Consider the following 15,840-nt stretch of genomic DNA (forward strand, 5'->3'; position numbering starts at 1 on the left):
TTATCCCTTCGGCGGACGCTGTCGCGTCACTCTCCAGAGTGTTGATACGTGTAAGGTCCTTTTGCCTGAGAGTTTCCTGGGGCGGTTGCTCCTTCGGCACTGGTGATCCAGTTCTCCCGAACACGTATGTTTCCGATAGGAAATTTTTCGACCCCCGTCCAGTGGGAAAATGCGACTCTTTGCATTTCATTTGCGCCATCACGCAATGACTAGGCGAAAGCGAACAAAAGCGCTACATATACAAACATATGAATGTGACTTGGGAGGAGTTACAATGAAGCTTACCAGACGCGCTGTAATGTTGGGCGGGGCTGCTTTGACGGGCACCCTGCCATTCCGCAGCTTTGCTTCGGTCGAAATGGGCAACCTAAAGATCGACACGCTATCCGACGGCAACCTCGTTTTGCCGGGCTCGATGATCCTCGGGGATCGGGTTGGCGACGCTGGCGAAATCCTCGCACGCTACGGCCTGACGCCTGACCAATTTACGCCCGATTGTAACGTCACCCTGCTCCGCGATGGCACGAACACTGTGCTGTTTGATACCGGTGCGGGCGCGAATTTCATGCCGACCGCAGGGCGTCTGCTCGACTCGCTCGACACACTCGGCGTCACGCCTGAAGAAGTCACTCACGTTATCTTTACCCACGCACACCCTGACCACCTCTGGGGCGTTCTGGATGATTTTGACGAACCCGCGTTCTATAATGCAAAACACATGATCAGTCGGGCAGAACGTGATTTCTGGCTCGACCCGAATACGCCAAATGCCATCGGTGAGGCGCGCATGGCCTTTGCTGCGGGCGCGATCCGCAATCTTCAAACCATCGAAGACTACCTCGAGACCTTTGAGGACGGCGATGAGGTTGTGTCTGGCATTTCCGCTTTCGCCACCAATGGCCACACGCCGGGTCACACATCGTTCGAAATCCGCGGTGGGTCCGACAGCCTGATGATCATCGGTGATGCGATCGGTAACCACCACGTTGGCTTCGAAGTCCCATCGTGGGCGAGCGGTTCGGACCAAGATCAGGACATGGGCATTGCGACGCGCGAACGGCTTCTCGACCGTCTCGCAAACGAACAAATGGCGATGATCGGCTTCCATTTCCCCTTCCCTGGTGTGGGACGGGCCGAAAAATCGGGCGACACTTACAAATTCGTCGCAGCATAAAAGAAAGGGCGGCTCTGAGCCGCCCTTTTCGTATCTGGATTATTGAGCCGCCATTGGCATTCGCGCCAATTCACATTGCGCCCAGAGCTCTTCGAGAGCGCCGATAAGCGTATCAATGTCCTCTTGACTGTGAACAGGGGACGGTGTGATGCGCAGACGTTCAGTGCCTTTGGGAACTGTCGGATAGTTGATCGGCTGAATGTAGATGCCGTAGCGATCCATCAGAACGTCAGAAATCCACTTACACTTCACAGGATCGCCGACCATTACTGGAATAATGTGGCTCGGATTTTCGATGTGCGGGATACCCGCCGCATCAAGCCGTTCACGTACCTGAGCAACCTTTGCCTGCTGCGATTCACGCTCAGCAGACGAATGCTTGAGGTGTTTGATGGCGGCGCAGGCACCAGCCGCGACCGTAGGCGGCAGAGCCGTGGTAAAGATAAAGCCCGACGCAAAGGACCGCACGAAATCAACGAGTTCTTTCGTTGCAGTGATATATCCACCCATAACGCCGAACGCTTTGCCCAAGGTGCCTTCGATCACGGTCACGCGGTCCATCAGACCTTCACGTTCCGCCACACCACCACCGCGCGGGCCATACATGCCAACGGCGTGAACCTCATCCAAATAGGTCATCGCATTGTATTTCTCGGCCAGATCGCAAATCTCTTTGATCGGAGCGATGTCACCGTCCATCGAATAAACCGATTCAAACGCAACCAGTTTCGGACGATCAAGCGGCTGTTCGGCGAGGAGTTCTTCGAGGTGAGCTAGATCGTTGTGTTTCCACAGCTTACGCTCTGCTTTGGAATGGCGGATGCCTTCGATCATCGATGCGTGGTTAAGGCTATCGGAAATCACAAGGCAATTCGGAATGCGCGACGCCAAGGTGCCCAGAGCAGCCCAGTTCGACACATAGCCCGAGGTGAACAAAAGAGCCGCTTCTTTATCATGGAGATCGGCCAGCTCGCGTTCGAGCAAAACATGGTGGTGAGTCGTGCCAGAGATGTTGCGCGTGCCGCCAGCACCAGCGCCCACCTTATCCAGCGCATCATGCATCGCTTCCAGAACCTTCGGGTGCTGACCCATGCCGAGATAGTCGTTCGAACACCAGATCGATACTTTGCGAACCGCGTCCTCAACAAAGTTCGCCGCCTTCGGGAAGTTTCCACGCTCACGCTCAAGATCCGCAAAAACGCGATAGTTGCCTTCCTCGCGGAGCTTGTTCAGCTCCGAGGCAAAGAAATTCTGATAGTCCATGGTTATTCTCCGACAGCTTCGCGGGCGATTTCATCGAGCAAGCTTTGCACAGCCTGCATCACGCCTTCAGGTTGGTTTCGGTAACCCACAACAACTTCGCCTTCGCGTTCAAAAACGAACACAGCATAAGGACAATGGGCAATATTCAGAGGGTCCGCTTCCATCATCTGCCGAGAGATGGTGGCCGAACAAAATTGGAAAATATCAGCTTGATCAAAGATAACCTGATCGGCACCTAAATCGGCACCAGTGCGGTTGAGCATTTCGCCTGTGTGACTGACCCAATCCACCACAAGACCACGGCCCACAATAGCGGATTCGACGCCAAAGGTGGCGTCGTCAAAACTACCGTCAAAGGCATAAGTGGTTGCGGCCTCTTGGGCAGAGGCGGCAGTCATCGTCAAAGTTAGCAGCGCAGCGACAAAGGTGCGGGTCATGGCGAAGGGCCCCTTCCTGTTGATCTCTGGTTAATCCCACCTCTGCGATCCGACTTTGACATGGATCATATCGGAGAAATGGAAAACCCCGCCCGACAGGTGCGCCGGACGGGGAAAGTATTAGCGCGAGAAGGTCGACAGGTACGCAATGATCGCGTCGATATCTTCCTGAGTGCGAAGGCCAGCAAATGCCATTTTGGTACCTGCCATCGACCCACGCGGATCAGCGAGGAACTCTGCCAGGCGGTCGGCGGACCAAACGTCACCCGCTTCGTTCGCATCTTTGAACGTATTGGAGTAGCGGAAGCCATCAACCGAGCCGATGTGCGCGCCGACAACACCATTCAGCGCAGGACCCGTTGCGTTGCGAGCGCCTTCGCCGACTTGGTGACAGCTACGGCACTGACGGAATACGCCCTCACCTGCCGCAATCAGTTCAGCCGATGGGGCAGCGTCTGCGGCTGCTTCAGTCACTTCAGCAGTAGCAGCTTCTTCAACGGCAGCGGCTGGAGCAGCTTCTGCCGCTGCGGCGGCTTCTGCGGCTGCGGCCGCTTTTGCAGCGGTTTCCTCTGGCGTCACGTCCAGAACGGACGCGTGCATTGTGATCTCAACCGCATCTTTACAGTTTTCCATGCAGATTTCTGGACGAACAAATGCAGGAATTTCTGTGGTCATACGGTCGTCGTCGATGAAGTTTGCCTCGTTCGGCAGACGCACGTCTTGGAAGTTCTCATTGCTGAGTTCAAAGTCGTCATCAACCAGATCGTTCACATACAGAAGGTATGCGGTGATCGCGTAAACTTCGTCATCGGACAGCGAGGTAGCATCACCGAAAGGCATCGCGCGCTTCACGTAGTCATAGACGGTCGACAGATACGGCCAGTAGGATCCGATGGTTTTAACCGGATCTTCATGCTCGAGCGTGCCGTGACCACCAGCGAGCACAGGCCAACGGCCAACAGCCTCACCAAAGTCGCCGTGGCACATTGCGCAGCGTTCGACGAACACTTCTTCGCCAGTGAAGACGTCACCAGAACCGACAGGCAGGCCATGTCCGTCAGGACGAACGTCCGTATCCCATGCCGCAACCTCTTCCGAGAGCGCACCGCGACCCAAACCGTAGCCACCATCAGCCGACGGCGCGAGGCCAGCCATCGCAAGCTCTGCAGCGCGGGCTTCGGCCTCTGCACGGGCTTCTTCAGCAACTGCAGCGTTGATCGCGATAGCCTCGCGAATAGGCGCAGGAATATCTACGATGAACTGGTCAGCGGCCGTGTAAGCCAGCGCGAGCATACCCGCCGCGCCCGTTGCTGCTGGGGCGAAAATCTTAAGAAATTTCGACATTTTCTGCCTCGCCGTTTTCGTTGACATACCAAGTCTGGATGCCGTTGTTGTGGTAGATCGAGTTTTCGCCGCGGAAGTGACGCAGCTCTTCTTTGGTTGGCTGGACATAGCCAGTGCTATCGTGCGCACGAGACTGCAGAAGCAGCGGCGAGCCATCCCATTCAAACTCGAAGTAGAAGCGGTGCATCGATTTATCGAGCGACGGACCAGACATACGCGCCTGATGCCAGTTCTTACCGCCATCGATGGTCACATCCACACGTGGGATCGTGCCACGACCAGACCAAGCGACACCCGTGAGAACAGTCCAACCTTTGCCGTGGGTGATCGGAGCCTGCGGGCTCGGGTTCGTGATGACCGATTTCGCGTCCATTTCCCATGTGAAGCGACGCGCGATGCTGCCTTCGAGAAGGTCAGTGTATTTCGACGTTTCTTCACGTGCGTGCCAAGGCTCGTCACCGACTTCGATACGACGGAGCCATTTGATCCACATGTTGCCTTCCCAACCGGGAACAACGAGGCGGACAGGATAGCCCTGCTCTGGCCGTAGTGCCTCGCCGTTCATTTTGAACGCGATGAGGCAGTCGTCGAGTGCTTTCTCGATCGGGATCGAACGGTTCATACCCGCAGCATCCGCGCCTTCAACCATCAGCCATTTGCCGTTGGTTTTCACGCCAGCTTCTTCGAGAAGCAGACGAAGCGGAACGCCTGTATACATTACGTTGTGGATCATGCCGTGGGTGAACTGACAGCCATTCAGCTGCGCGCCCGCCCATTCCATGCCAGAGTTCGCCGCACACTCGAGGAAGTAAACGTGGTTCTCACGCGGGAAGCGCATGAGGTCTTCCATTGTGAACACGAGTTCTTTTTCCACGAGGCCGTTGATCATTAGGCGATATTCAGCGGGATCAACATGCGCGACGCCACCGTGGTGACGTTCAAAGCACAGGCCGTTCGGGGTGATGATCCCGTCGAGTTCATGCAGCGGCGTAAAGTTGATCGACGATACAGCGTCAGCGGTCAGCCACGGAACGCGACGACGAATAACGTCAGCCTCGTATTCCGACGGCATACCGTAAGGTGCTGCGTCCACACCATCACCAAGGAACTGGCGCCATGGCTGGGTTTCAGTGATTGCAGGATCAGGTGCGCCTTGCGCCCGCGCGTAGGTCGTCCCAACGGCAGCACCGCCAGCGGCAAGTGCTCCGGTTAGGAACGAACGACGGGACGGCTTGGTGCCTTTGTATTTGGTGTCCATCCTATGGTCCCCTGTCTTACGCACCAACGACCTGCACCGAAGTATTCGGTGCAACGGACACGGTGCCGAGTTTGCGGATATGGCTTTCAACAACGTCCCAAATTTCAGGACCTTCTGTGCCTTCGTTCACACTCGCCCAGCCCGCGACCACATAGGATTTGGAAGGATCGAGTGTTTCGCCTGACTTGAGGAGCGTAATGTCAGAGATACGCTCGCCAATCGGCTTATTGATGTCGATGCGGTAGCCGAGGCCACCCATGCGAACCATATCCCCGCCCTGCTGGTAGTATGGGTCGGGGTTAAAGATGTTGTCCGCGACGTCTTCCATGATGGTGTGAATGAATTCACCTGTCATTTCAGTGCGATACGCGTTCGGATAAGTCATAGAGGTGACGTTCCAGAGATCCTCGCGCGTGATCTGCTGACCCGGCATCATGGACGGCCCCCAACGCACGCCAGGCGACATTGCGATTTCTGCGTCACGTTCGGACAGAAGCGCGTCACAGATTAGGTCATCCCACGAGCCGTTAAAGTTACCACGGCGGAACAATGTAGTGTCGTCCGCAACGGTACCGATGACCTCGTTCAGGTCGGCCTCATACGGGGCACGTTCGGCGTCAATCGCTGCGGTCATTTCTGCGTCCGCTTCGATCACGTCAGAGAAGATCGGGATCAGTTTGTGACGGAAGCCCATCATGCGGCCATCGCGGATATCGAGGTCAACGCGGCTGACGAACTTACCGTTCGAGCCTGAGGCCACGATGATCGTTTCACCGACGAGGGCGGGTTCGGGCAGCGCGTCGTGCGTGTGACCCGACAGGATCACGTCGATGCCCTGAACGCGGCTCGCCATTTTCTTATCCACGTCGAAACCGTTGTGCGACAGGACGACAACGCATTCGGCACCCATGCCGCGCACTTCATCGACCATTTCCTGCATGCGTTCGTCACGAATACCGAAGGAGTATTCAGGGAACATCCAACCTGGGTTGGCGATTGGCATATAGGGGAAGGCTTGACCGATAACGGCGATCTTTACGCCACCACGTTCAAAGAACTTATAGGGTGCGAAATCTTCTGCAGGTTCGTCCCATTCGCTGTCAAAGATGTTCTGGCCGAGGGAGGCATAGGGCAGATCAGCGATCAGTTCACGGACGCGGTCAGAACCCAGCGTGAATTCCCAATGGAACGTCATTGCGTCAGGTTTAAGGAGGTTCATGGTGTTCACCATGTCCTGACCCTGTGTGTGGTAGCAGGTGTAAGACCCGTGCCATGTGTCACCGCCGTCCAGAAGGATCGCATCAGGACGATCAGCGCGGATCGACTTTACGACCGTCGCAATGCGGTCGAGGCCACCCATCTTGCCGTAGGTTTTACCCAGAGCGGCAAAGTCATTGTAGGTCAGCGCGTAATGCGACGACGATCCATCGTCGATCCCATAAAGACGGCGGAAGTCTGCGCCCGTTACGTGCGGAACAGCGCCACGGCTGTCGCCAACGCCGAGGTTGATCTCAGGCTCGCGGAAATAGATCGGCTTGAGCTGGGCGTGAATGTCGGTGATGTGAATCAGCGACACGTTGCCGAAGGTTTCGAACGAAAGCAGGTCGTCTTGGGTCAAGACCTGCTGCGCGGCCAAACGTCCCCAATTGCCAAAACCGGACGCACCCCAGATGGCGCTAGCGGCCATACTGGCCTGAAGAAAATCACGGCGTGAGATCATACCAAGCGATCCTTTTTCGTATTCTTGTTTTTGAATGTTTCAGGATAGACAAAAGCCCGCACCATCGCTGGCGCGGGCCTTGATTTCTTACGGACGAACCGACGGTGCTTCGACGCTCAGGCCATTGCCGCGCGACGCGACATAGAGTTCCAGAGCAACGAATTCAGCCGAACCCGGCGAGAAAGTCTCGGCGCGGGTGTCGCGAACACAACCTTTGAAGCGGTTGTGTGTCTGAACCAGACCAGCGGTTTTCAGGCGGTATGCCGGGAAGCCGTTGATTTGACCCTGCGACAGGTGGTCAGCCCGAATGTTGTTGTCGTAGTTCTGTTCGTGGCAGTTTGCGCACGACAGTTCCAGTTGACCGTAGCGAGTGTAGTACATCTCGCGGCCCTGCTCCCAAGTGGCAGCAACGGGACCGTCGATTGCAACGTTCACAGGCATACCGCGCGACTGGACAGAGATCAGTGCTTCCATACCCGACATATCAGAGCCGTCGTATTTCCACGCATCTGCGCCCATCTGCTCGGTACGGCAGTTGTTGATCTGCATCGCAAGGGTGCGGACTTCGCCAGCAGTTTCGTTCCATTTCGGATAAACTGCACGGATACCGACCATGCTTTCCTCTGCGCTGCCGTGGCAGGATGCACAGGATTTTTCTGCAGTGCCCTCAACCGTGTCCCAAGCGCCCATTGCGGCCTCAACAGCCAGCATACCTGGGTTGTCAAAGTCATCGAGCTGCATTGCTTGAGTGTCAGCCGAACGGAATTCCCAACCAGAGATCAACTCTGGCAGAGCACCATCCAGATAATCAGGTGTAGCGGCGTGAGTGGTGATCGAGATCTCTCCGTTAATCTCGAAACCACCCTCTGCCATTGCACCGCTCGCAACGAGTGCGAGGCCAGCGATAGCGGATTTAAGAACCGTCATCTTCATATTAAAGATCCTCCCTTTGACGGTTCACCCTTAGCTGACAGCGATGTCTTTGGTGTCGGTGTAAACCGAACCGTCGTCATCGTACCAGGTGAAGGTGAACGTTCCTGATTCCGGCACCAGAGACTGGAACTCGAAATAGGGGTTTGTCGAAATCGCTGGCTCGAGAGTGACATCAATCACGCTCTGACCGTTAAATTCGCAAGTGAAGCGGTTGATGATTGACCGCGGGATGAGGTTGCCGTCACCGTCTTTGCGCTGACCGGATTCCATCGGGTGCGAAATCAGCGTCTTGATGACGATGGATTCGCCAGCTGCTGCATCGCGGGGAACGCGGACGCGGGGTGTTACGTTGTCTGCCATTTTGACTCTCCTAAACCTTAGCCGCCGCAGCCGCCGATGGTGACTTTGACTTCCGAAGACGCCTGAGCGAACGAACCGTCAGCCATCTTAGCGATTGCTGTGACGTTCTGAGTTTTCGACAGACGGATACGGGTCGATGCGGACTGGGAACCAGCCAGCGGGCCAAAGTTGAAAGTCGCAACCGACGGGGTCGGGTTGCCGGTTGCCAGCAGCATGATCGCTACTGCGCCCGGTGCGTCAACTTCTACAGGAACAGTGTTACCGTTCTCTGCGATTTCCGGCGCGATTAAGGTAATGCCGGCATCACCTACAGCAGCGCCGCCAGTGAAAGCATTGATAAGGTCCTCGACGGCTGCATTTGCGGTGAACGGCACCATTGCGGCAGCCGAAGCACCCATCGCAAGCAGGATCGAGTCTCTGCGCGTCAGCTTCATTTTCTCTCCTCTCGGGTTCGGTCGCTTAGTCTGTCAATGTGAGCAGATAGGCGACGACATCTTCGATTTCTTGGGCGGTCAGAAGCGGAGCGAGAGGCTCGGCACCTGCTTTGCCGGTGAATGCATCACCCGGACGGATGTAGCCGTTGGTCTTGTAGAACGAGGGCATAACCGTGTCGGGGAAGGTGTGTTTTGCGTTCGCCACGATACCACGCAGCTCTGCTTCGGTCCGATAGCCACCAACGCCGTTCAGCGCCGGTCCGACTTCGCCGTGGAACGGGTAGTCCGCAAGTGCATCGACCTGATGGCACGCAATGCAGTTCCCTTTGCCGCGGTTGGTCATGATGACAATGCCGTTCTCGACGTTGCCAGCTAAGCCGGTCAGGGATTGTTCGACCGCGCCGTAATCGTCAAAAACGACTGCGTCGGGTGCGACCTCTTCTGCCGAAGCAACAGAGGCAACAACTGCCAGACCGACCGCCATTTGAATGATGCTCTTCATGAGCCCTCCCTAAATCATCATATGCGGTTCTTTGAATACCGTAGTAGACAAACCCGCCTCCTGACAATCACAAATTCAAATTTTTGAATATTGCTGCGTTGCGGCGGGCTGTCGCACCCCTCGATTTGGGGTGCGAATTATCAGTCGAAAAGGCCGCCCTCTTCGATCCTACGTGCATGATATTTCTGGAAATTTTCGTCCCCGAGGTAACCCTCTTCGACCACCCAGTTTAGCAAGTTGTAGGTGGTCCACTTTCCAAAGGCCCCAGGCATCACCGCTGCAGCCGCAGCCTGACCGAATGCACCGTCCTCTACCTCTGTCGGATAAAAAATCAGCGTCGGAGTGAACAGAATCCCCCAGCGTTGAATCATGTCCTTCTCGGCCAAGGTCGTGCCGTCAAAGTCCGTGACCTCGACATCACCGAACATATTGAGCTGAACAACGAAGTAGTGGTCACGGATGTATTGGTCGATTTCAGGCACGGGAAAGACTTCCTCGTACATCTTGGTGCAGTAAATGCAGCCACGCTGTTCGATGATGACCATCAAGCGCTTACCCTCAGCGTTGGCCTCTTCGAGGTCTTCGCGAAGATCTTTGAACGTGTCACGCTGCCAATCTACTTTGTGCAGACCATCGTCGCCCAGTTCAGCGGAATGCGCGGCTTGAGCGAACAGAACAGCCGCAAGAATACCTAGTAATTTACGCATGGATTTCCTCCCCCACTGCGACTCACAAAATCGTTGAGAACCAAGGCACGTGGCGGATCATCCAATCCGCAATCGTGTTCACACTGCCCGTAGCGATCAAAACACCAAACAGGATCAGCATCACGCCCATCGCTTTTTCGACGTAGCCCAAATAACGGCGGTTGCGCCGCGCCCAGCCCAAGAAAGGCTTGGCAAAAAGTGCCGCCACGACGAATGGCGCCGTCATCGACAAGCCGTAAACCAAGAGGAGCATCCCCCCTTCCCACAGGCTGCCCATGCCGCCCGCGATCATCAGGATGGACGCAAGAGCCGGACCAACGCAGGGCGTCCACCCAAAGCCAAAGGCGAGGCCCATGAGATAGGCCCCAACTACGGTCGAAGGCTCAGCTGAGCTCTCCATCCGCGCCTCACGATAGAGGAACGGTATCCGCATGATGCCCAAGAAATGCAGGCCAAAGACGATCAAGACCGCAGAGGCGACATAGGCCAAGATCGGCTTCCATTGTGCAACCGCCTGCCCGACCGCCGTCGCGCCAAGTCCGAGCAGCACGAAGATAGTCGTGACGCCCAGCGCAAACGCGATGGATGACAGAACGAGGCGGCGTTGCGCGCCGGGCGCGATGTCATCGTCACCTTGCAGTTCATTCATCGAAAGACCTGCCATGTAGGACAGGTAAAACGGAACCATCGGCAAAATGCAGGGTGTAAAGAACGACAAAAGGCCGGCAAAAGCCGCGCCCATATAGGTCATATCCATCGGCGGCCGCCCTCCCTTGCGACATTCACATATTCATATTATGCTAGATGATGATATTTCCATCCGTCAATCGGTTTGCATACAGATGCGCACATTATGGAAAGCCTTGGCCCTCTGGGTCCTGACGGCGGTGCCTGCCGCTGCTGAAACCCGACTTCTTATGGGGGTCGAGGATGGCTGCATGTGGTGCGCACGGTGGGAAGCCCAAATCGGCCCCATCTACCCCAAAACCACCGAAGGCGAGATGGCTCCGCTCTGGCAGGTCGATATCAATGACCCGCTGCCGAGCGATGTGACTTTAGACAGACCGATGGTGTTCACCCCAACTTTTGTCGTGCTTGAAGACGGCGTTGAGATTGGCAGGATCGAGGGCTATCCGGGCGAAGATTTCTTCTGGGGGCTTTTGGGCCAGATCCTCGGCCTGCCGCCCGCGCAAACTTGACGAGGATGCCACAACTTTAATTCGTGTGCGCATCATCGTTGAATAAAATAGCCGTTTCGCGTAAGCGCTGAACAGTACGGCAGGACAATAAGGATCGGCACAATGGGCCTTCCAATTGTAGACGATAAGATTTGCGAGGCTGACCTCGACAAGCTTATGGACAACGCCCAAGAGGCGGCGAACTTCCTCAAGGCGATCAGCCACGAGGGGCGTCTGCTGATCCTGTGTCACCTCTCTGCTGGTGAAAAATCCGTGACAGAGCTCGAAGATTTGATCTCTGCCCGTCAGGCGGCTGTATCCCAACAGCTCGCCCGTCTACGGCTCGAAGGTTTGGTCACGCCGCGCCGTGAGGGAAAAACGATCTACTACCGCTTGACCGATGACCGTCCTCGCCAGATGATTGACCTCGTCTACGACATGTTTTGCGGCAAGTCGTAACCCTATCCGCCGACCTATCGGCGTTTAGGTAAAAGGGAGGAAAATCTGATGCTTGATCTATTGGGCGACGGCAACGCCGCGGCCATCCTTGGCTTGTTGAGCGGGCTTTTGTTGGGGCTGGCGGCACGATTGGGTCGGTTCTGCACCCTCGGCGCGATCGAAGATTACCTCTACGGCGAAAATGACATGCGTTTGCGCATGTGGGGCGTTGCGATCGGCACGGCCGTGATCGGGAGCTTTGCCTTGATTGGCGCAGGTCTGCTTGATGCCCCATCCACGATCTACCTTGGCTTTGCCTTTGCCCCCATCGGCGCTGTGGTTGGTGGGGTGGTGTTCGGCTACGGAATGGCCCTCGCTGGAAACTGCGGATACGGCGCGCTAGCCCGACTGGGCGGCGGCGACCTGCGGAACTTCGTTATCGTGGTTGTCATGGGGATTGCGGCTTATGGAACGGTGTCAGGCCCCCTGGCCTATGCGCGGGTCTACCTATTCCCGCAGGACCGCATTTCGGGCGACGTTCCAGGCATCGCCCATAGCATCGCGCAAATGACGGGCATGACGCCCAGCACAATCGGCATTCTGATCGGCCTTATCATTCTGGTCGCCACCATCGCGCCAGCCCGTGTTCGGGCCTCGACGTCCACCTTGTTCTGGGGCGTCGTGGTCGGTCTGGCTGCCGTCTCTGGCTGGGCTGGCACACAATGGATCGCTTCGAACGGCTTTGATGGCACACCAGTGGTGTCGCACACCTTTGCAACCCCGATTGGAGAGACCATCCTCTGGGGCATGACAGCAAGCGGACAGAGCCTGTCTTTTGCCATCGGGTCGGTTGCGGGCGTCTGGTGTGGTGCCTTTATCGGATCGCTGATCAAAGGCCACTTCCGCTGGGAAGCCTGTGAAGACCCACGCGAACTTCGCCGCCAAATTTTCGGCGCAGCCCTAATGGGTGTAGGCGCAGTTGTCGCGATGGGATGCAGCATTGGCCAAGGCCTCTCGGCCATGTCCGTTCTCGCGTGGTCCGCACCGCTCACACTTGCTAGCATCGTCGCAGGCGCTGCCTTTGGCCTGCGTCAGTTGATTACTGGCTGGCAGCCGGTCGACTGATTAGAGGTTCCGATCCAAGAATGACATCCAGTTCCCGCTGCTGATCTTTGAAACCAGCGCGGGATCGTAGCCGTGGTCGATCATCGCATCGATCAAATCAGGCAGCCCTAAAACGTCCCCAATCACGGACGGGATGACCGCGCCATCGAAATCGGAACCCAAGGCGACACGATTTTCGCCTAGCGCCCCGATCAAGCGATCAAGGTGCGCCATGATACGGTCGAACCCAGTGTTCGCATCCCGTCGTCCGTCCTCGCGCAGGAAGGCACAGCCAAAGTTCAGCCCAACAATCCCGCCACTTTCGGCAATCATTGCCAACTGACGATCGGTGAGGTTGCGCGACGACGGTGTAACCGCGTGGGCGTTGGAATGGGTCGCGATCAACGGACGCGACGAAATCGCCGCGACGTCATCGAACCCTTTTTCATTCAGGTGTGATAGGTCGATCAGAATACCGAGGCGATCACATTCACGGATCAGATCCTTGCCCAAATCCGTGAGGCCAGCGCCTCGGTCAGGGGTGGACGGAAACGCGAAAGGAACCCCTTCGCCATAGATTGTTGGTCGACTCCAGACAGGCCCGATGGACCGCAGCCCCATGCGATACCAGACCTCTAGCTGAGACAAGTCAGCACCAATCGCTTCGGCCCCTTCCATGTGCAGGATGGCCGCGACTTTACCCTTTTCAACCGCCCGACGGACCTCTGCACCACTTCGGCAAACGGTCAGATCACCGCTCGACAAACGTTCCATTTCGAATAGTCCAGCCACTTGAGCCATTGCAGTTGGCAAGGCATCGGCTTGATCCAAAATGGGCGGCATGGGTAGGTCGTAGGGCAAAACCTCCATCATCGCTTCGAAATCGAGACCACCTGCATCATCAGGCGACGGAACCCAAACCGCGAAAAAACCACCAACGAATCCCGCAGCTTGCATCCGAGGGAGGTCAAGGTGATGCGCCCCCTCACCCTCAATCCACATCGCGGCACGCTGCGCCTTTGGCGCGCGGGCATAGCGAAACAGAAAATCGTTGTGACCGTCGAAAACCGTATAATCCGTCATTGTTCACCTCAACCAACAGGGTTCACAGTAACGACGCGCATAACAGGTGCAACGGCAATTCGCCCGTGCTAACGGTGCAGCGCTTGGAGGCCCTATGATCGATCTAATTATTTTTGACTGTGACGGCGTTTTGATCGACAGCGAGATCATCAGCGCTGATACGCTGATCTCAGAACTTGCGCTGATCGGGATCGCGATTGATCGGCACTATGTTCGGAAATATTGCCTCGGTCGCAGTTTTCCAACCGTCGCGAAAAGCCTCCGTGAACAGTTCAACACGCCCCTGCCTGACGACTTTGAACAACGGTATCGGACTAGCCTTCTGCACCGTTTTGAAACTCAGCTAGAGGCCACACAGGGAATCGAAACCCTGCTTGAAACGCTCGACCGACCGATCTGCGTTGCAACCTCATCGAGCCCGCCACGCGTGGCGCGGTCGCTCGAATTGACGGGCCTCGCGCGGTTTTTTGGGCCGCATGTTTTCACGGCGTCTCAAGTCAAAAACGGCAAACCCGCGCCCGACCTTTTTCTATTTGCCGCCAAAGAGATGGGCGCCGATCCCTCCCGAACTTTGGTGATCGAAGACAGCATTCCTGGCCTCACCGCAGCACAGGCCGCAGGCATGCCTCATCTGGCTTACACAGGGGCCAGCCATCTGCGTGGTTTAGGGGTCGAAATGCCCGACGGCGTTCAAGCCTTTGACAACTGGGCAGATTTCACGCAGGTCTTAAAGACGATCAAGGAGGCCCCGTGACAGTCGGTCGATTCACACCTGAAACCACACGTTTGGATGACGCCGCCCGCGCAGGGTGGCTTTACTACGTTGCGGGCAACACTCAGGACGAAATCGCACGCAAGCTCGGGGTGTCTAGACAGTCGGCGCAACGGCTCGTCGCGATGGCCGTCAGTGAAAAACTGGTAAAGGTTCGCCTCGATCACCCGATTGCACGCTGCATGGACCTCTCCAAGGCGGTGACGGATAAATTTGGTCTGGGCTTTTGCGAAATTGTCCCCTCCGACCCCGAGGCCCCGAACCTCACAACGGGCGCTGCAATTGCGGCTGCGGCTGAATTGGAACGCACGCTCAAAACCGAGGATGAACAAATCATCGCTCTGGGCACGGGCCGCGCGTTGAAGACGACAGTTGAACAGCTTCCACGCATGAATTGCCCGCAACACCGTGTCGTGTCGCGCCTCGGCAACATGATGAGCGACGGGTCCGCAACGCCATATAACGCGACCATTCATCTGGCAGAGCGCATTGGCGCGATCCAATACCCCTACCCGCTACCAGTTTTGGCAAACTCGCCCGACGAACTCCAAACGCTCCACGGACAGGAAGCCGTCCGCAACACGCTAAGCCTGTGTGAACGTGCCGACCTTACCCTAGTCGGGATCGGTCAAATGGACATGACCGCACCGCTGTTTGTTGACGGCTTCATTCCACGTCACGAAATCGAAGAACTGCAATCGGCTGGTGCTGCGGGCGAAATCACCTCGTGGATTTACGACGACACGGGCCAGGTGATCGACTGCGCATTTAACCGTCGCGTCGCCTCCGCTCCGCTCGCCGTGGCGGCAGACCGTCGGATCACGGCCATCGCTGTTGGTCCGTCCAAAGTCCGCGCCATCAGAGCCGCGCTCAAAGGGCATCTCATCAACGGATTGATCACGAACGAAGCGACCGCAGAGTCGATTCTCGGCAACTAGTTTCTCCCGCGACACCTTACCTGTAGCCTCTCAACCGTTTCGCTGCGCTGCAACAATACTGTTAGCGCCGTCAGAAATTATACGCGATTGCAGACAGAAATCCCACTGCAAGCCCTTATTTTTATGGTCATTTAACCGTTTACTGCATTGCGGCGGGTAATTGGGATTGACAATTTTGAAGCCTTTTGTGAACAT

18 protein-coding genes and 1 riboswitch are annotated in these 15,840 nt (G+C 56.5%); of the genes, 6 read left to right on the forward strand and 12 right to left on the reverse strand.

All coding sequences use genetic code 11. From position 1 onward, the window contains the following. Window positions 1–43 precede the first annotated feature (43 nt). Window positions 44–129, reverse strand: a riboswitch (glycine riboswitch). 145 nt (window positions 130–274) lie between these two features. Beyond that, window positions 275–1,174: an MBL fold metallo-hydrolase gene (locus tag QWY83_RS08890; RefSeq protein ID WP_249945235.1), complete on the forward strand. Its 900-nt coding sequence runs from the start codon at window positions 275–277 to the stop codon at window positions 1,172–1,174. 39 nt (window positions 1,175–1,213) lie between these two features. Here QWY83_RS08890 and hemA read toward each other — a convergent pair whose 3' ends face one another. The 11 genes from hemA to QWY83_RS08945 form a co-directional block, all read right to left on the reverse strand. Further along, window positions 1,214–2,437: a 5-aminolevulinate synthase gene (hemA, locus tag QWY83_RS08895; protein ID WP_249945234.1), complete on the reverse strand. Its 1,224-nt coding sequence runs from the start codon at window positions 2,435–2,437 to the stop codon at window positions 1,214–1,216. Window positions 2,438–2,439: 2 nt separating this feature from the next. Beyond that, window positions 2,440–2,874: a DUF302 domain-containing protein gene (locus tag QWY83_RS08900; protein WP_105234465.1), complete on the reverse strand. Its 435-nt coding sequence runs from the start codon at window positions 2,872–2,874 to the stop codon at window positions 2,440–2,442. Window positions 2,875–2,994: 120 nt separating this feature from the next. Next, on the reverse strand, window positions 2,995–4,218 hold the full coding sequence (locus tag QWY83_RS08905; RefSeq protein WP_249945233.1) for a c-type cytochrome: 1,224 nt from the start codon (window positions 4,216–4,218) through the stop codon (window positions 2,995–2,997). Further along, window positions 4,202–5,476 carry a sulfite dehydrogenase gene (gene soxC / locus QWY83_RS08910; protein ID WP_074039024.1) on the reverse strand — a complete coding sequence of 425 codons (1,275 nt, stop codon included), beginning with the start codon at window positions 5,474–5,476 and terminating at the stop codon, window positions 4,202–4,204. Before soxC ends, QWY83_RS08905 begins: the two co-directional genes overlap by 17 nt. A 16-nt stretch (window positions 5,477–5,492) precedes the next feature. Beyond that, entirely contained in the window at window positions 5,493–7,196 is a 1,704-nt protein-coding gene (gene soxB, locus QWY83_RS08915) for a thiosulfohydrolase SoxB (RefSeq protein ID WP_249945232.1), read from the reverse strand. Window positions 7,197–7,283: 87 nt separating this feature from the next. After that, complete coding sequence (soxA, locus tag QWY83_RS08920) at window positions 7,284–8,129, reverse strand: sulfur oxidation c-type cytochrome SoxA (protein ID WP_105234461.1); 846 nt, start codon at window positions 8,127–8,129, stop codon at window positions 7,284–7,286. Window positions 8,130–8,159: 30 nt separating this feature from the next. Then, window positions 8,160–8,489 (reverse strand): thiosulfate oxidation carrier complex protein SoxZ, encoded by a 330-nt coding sequence (gene soxZ / locus QWY83_RS08925; protein ID WP_105234460.1) that lies wholly within the window; start codon window positions 8,487–8,489, stop codon window positions 8,160–8,162. A gap of 17 nt (window positions 8,490–8,506) precedes the next feature. Beyond that, window positions 8,507–8,923, reverse strand: coding sequence for a thiosulfate oxidation carrier protein SoxY (gene soxY, locus QWY83_RS08930; protein WP_067551408.1), 417 nt, complete (start codon window positions 8,921–8,923; stop codon window positions 8,507–8,509). Between the two features lie 25 nt (window positions 8,924–8,948). Beyond that, complete coding sequence (soxX, locus tag QWY83_RS08935) at window positions 8,949–9,425, reverse strand: sulfur oxidation c-type cytochrome SoxX (protein WP_249945231.1); 477 nt, start codon at window positions 9,423–9,425, stop codon at window positions 8,949–8,951. Between the two features lie 140 nt (window positions 9,426–9,565). Continuing rightward, window positions 9,566–10,132 carry a thioredoxin family protein gene (locus tag QWY83_RS08940; protein ID WP_249945230.1) on the reverse strand — a complete coding sequence of 189 codons (567 nt, stop codon included), beginning with the start codon at window positions 10,130–10,132 and terminating at the stop codon, window positions 9,566–9,568. Window positions 10,133–10,154: 22 nt separating this feature from the next. Next, entirely contained in the window at window positions 10,155–10,889 is a 735-nt protein-coding gene (locus QWY83_RS08945) for a cytochrome c biogenesis CcdA family protein (protein WP_249945229.1), read from the reverse strand. Window positions 10,890–10,974: 85 nt separating this feature from the next. Between QWY83_RS08945 and QWY83_RS08950 the strand changes: the two genes are divergently transcribed. The 3 genes from QWY83_RS08950 (at window position 10,975) to QWY83_RS08960 (ending at window position 12,873) form a co-directional block, all read left to right on the forward strand. Further along, window positions 10,975–11,331 (forward strand): thioredoxin domain-containing protein, encoded by a 357-nt coding sequence (locus QWY83_RS08950; protein ID WP_105234456.1) that lies wholly within the window; start codon window positions 10,975–10,977, stop codon window positions 11,329–11,331. Between the two features lie 102 nt (window positions 11,332–11,433). Further along, window positions 11,434–11,769: an ArsR/SmtB family transcription factor gene (locus tag QWY83_RS08955; RefSeq protein WP_105234455.1), complete on the forward strand. Its 336-nt coding sequence runs from the start codon at window positions 11,434–11,436 to the stop codon at window positions 11,767–11,769. A 48-nt stretch (window positions 11,770–11,817) separates the two neighbouring features. Then, window positions 11,818–12,873 carry a YeeE/YedE family protein gene (locus QWY83_RS08960; protein WP_249945228.1) on the forward strand — a complete coding sequence of 352 codons (1,056 nt, stop codon included), beginning with the start codon at window positions 11,818–11,820 and terminating at the stop codon, window positions 12,871–12,873. On the opposite strand, the gene QWY83_RS08965 is transcribed toward QWY83_RS08960, so the two are convergent. Beyond that, window positions 12,874–13,935: a dipeptidase gene (locus QWY83_RS08965; RefSeq protein WP_249945227.1), complete on the reverse strand. Its 1,062-nt coding sequence runs from the start codon at window positions 13,933–13,935 to the stop codon at window positions 12,874–12,876. It abuts the gene before it with no gap. A 94-nt stretch (window positions 13,936–14,029) separates the two neighbouring features. Between QWY83_RS08965 and QWY83_RS08970 the strand changes: the two genes are divergently transcribed. Continuing rightward, complete coding sequence (locus QWY83_RS08970) at window positions 14,030–14,689, forward strand: HAD family hydrolase (protein WP_249945226.1); 660 nt, start codon at window positions 14,030–14,032, stop codon at window positions 14,687–14,689. Further along, the gene (locus QWY83_RS08975) at window positions 14,686–15,645 is read left to right on the forward strand and encodes a sugar-binding transcriptional regulator (protein ID WP_249945225.1); all 960 of its coding nucleotides are present in this window, start codon (window positions 14,686–14,688) and stop codon (window positions 15,643–15,645) included. Before QWY83_RS08970 ends, QWY83_RS08975 begins: the two co-directional genes overlap by 4 nt. Window positions 15,646–15,840: the final 195 nt, after the last annotated feature.

The sequence above is a fragment of the Marivivens donghaensis genome, assembly GCF_030410045.1.
Taxonomy (GTDB): Bacteria; Pseudomonadota; Alphaproteobacteria; order Rhodobacterales; family Rhodobacteraceae; genus Marivivens; species Marivivens donghaensis.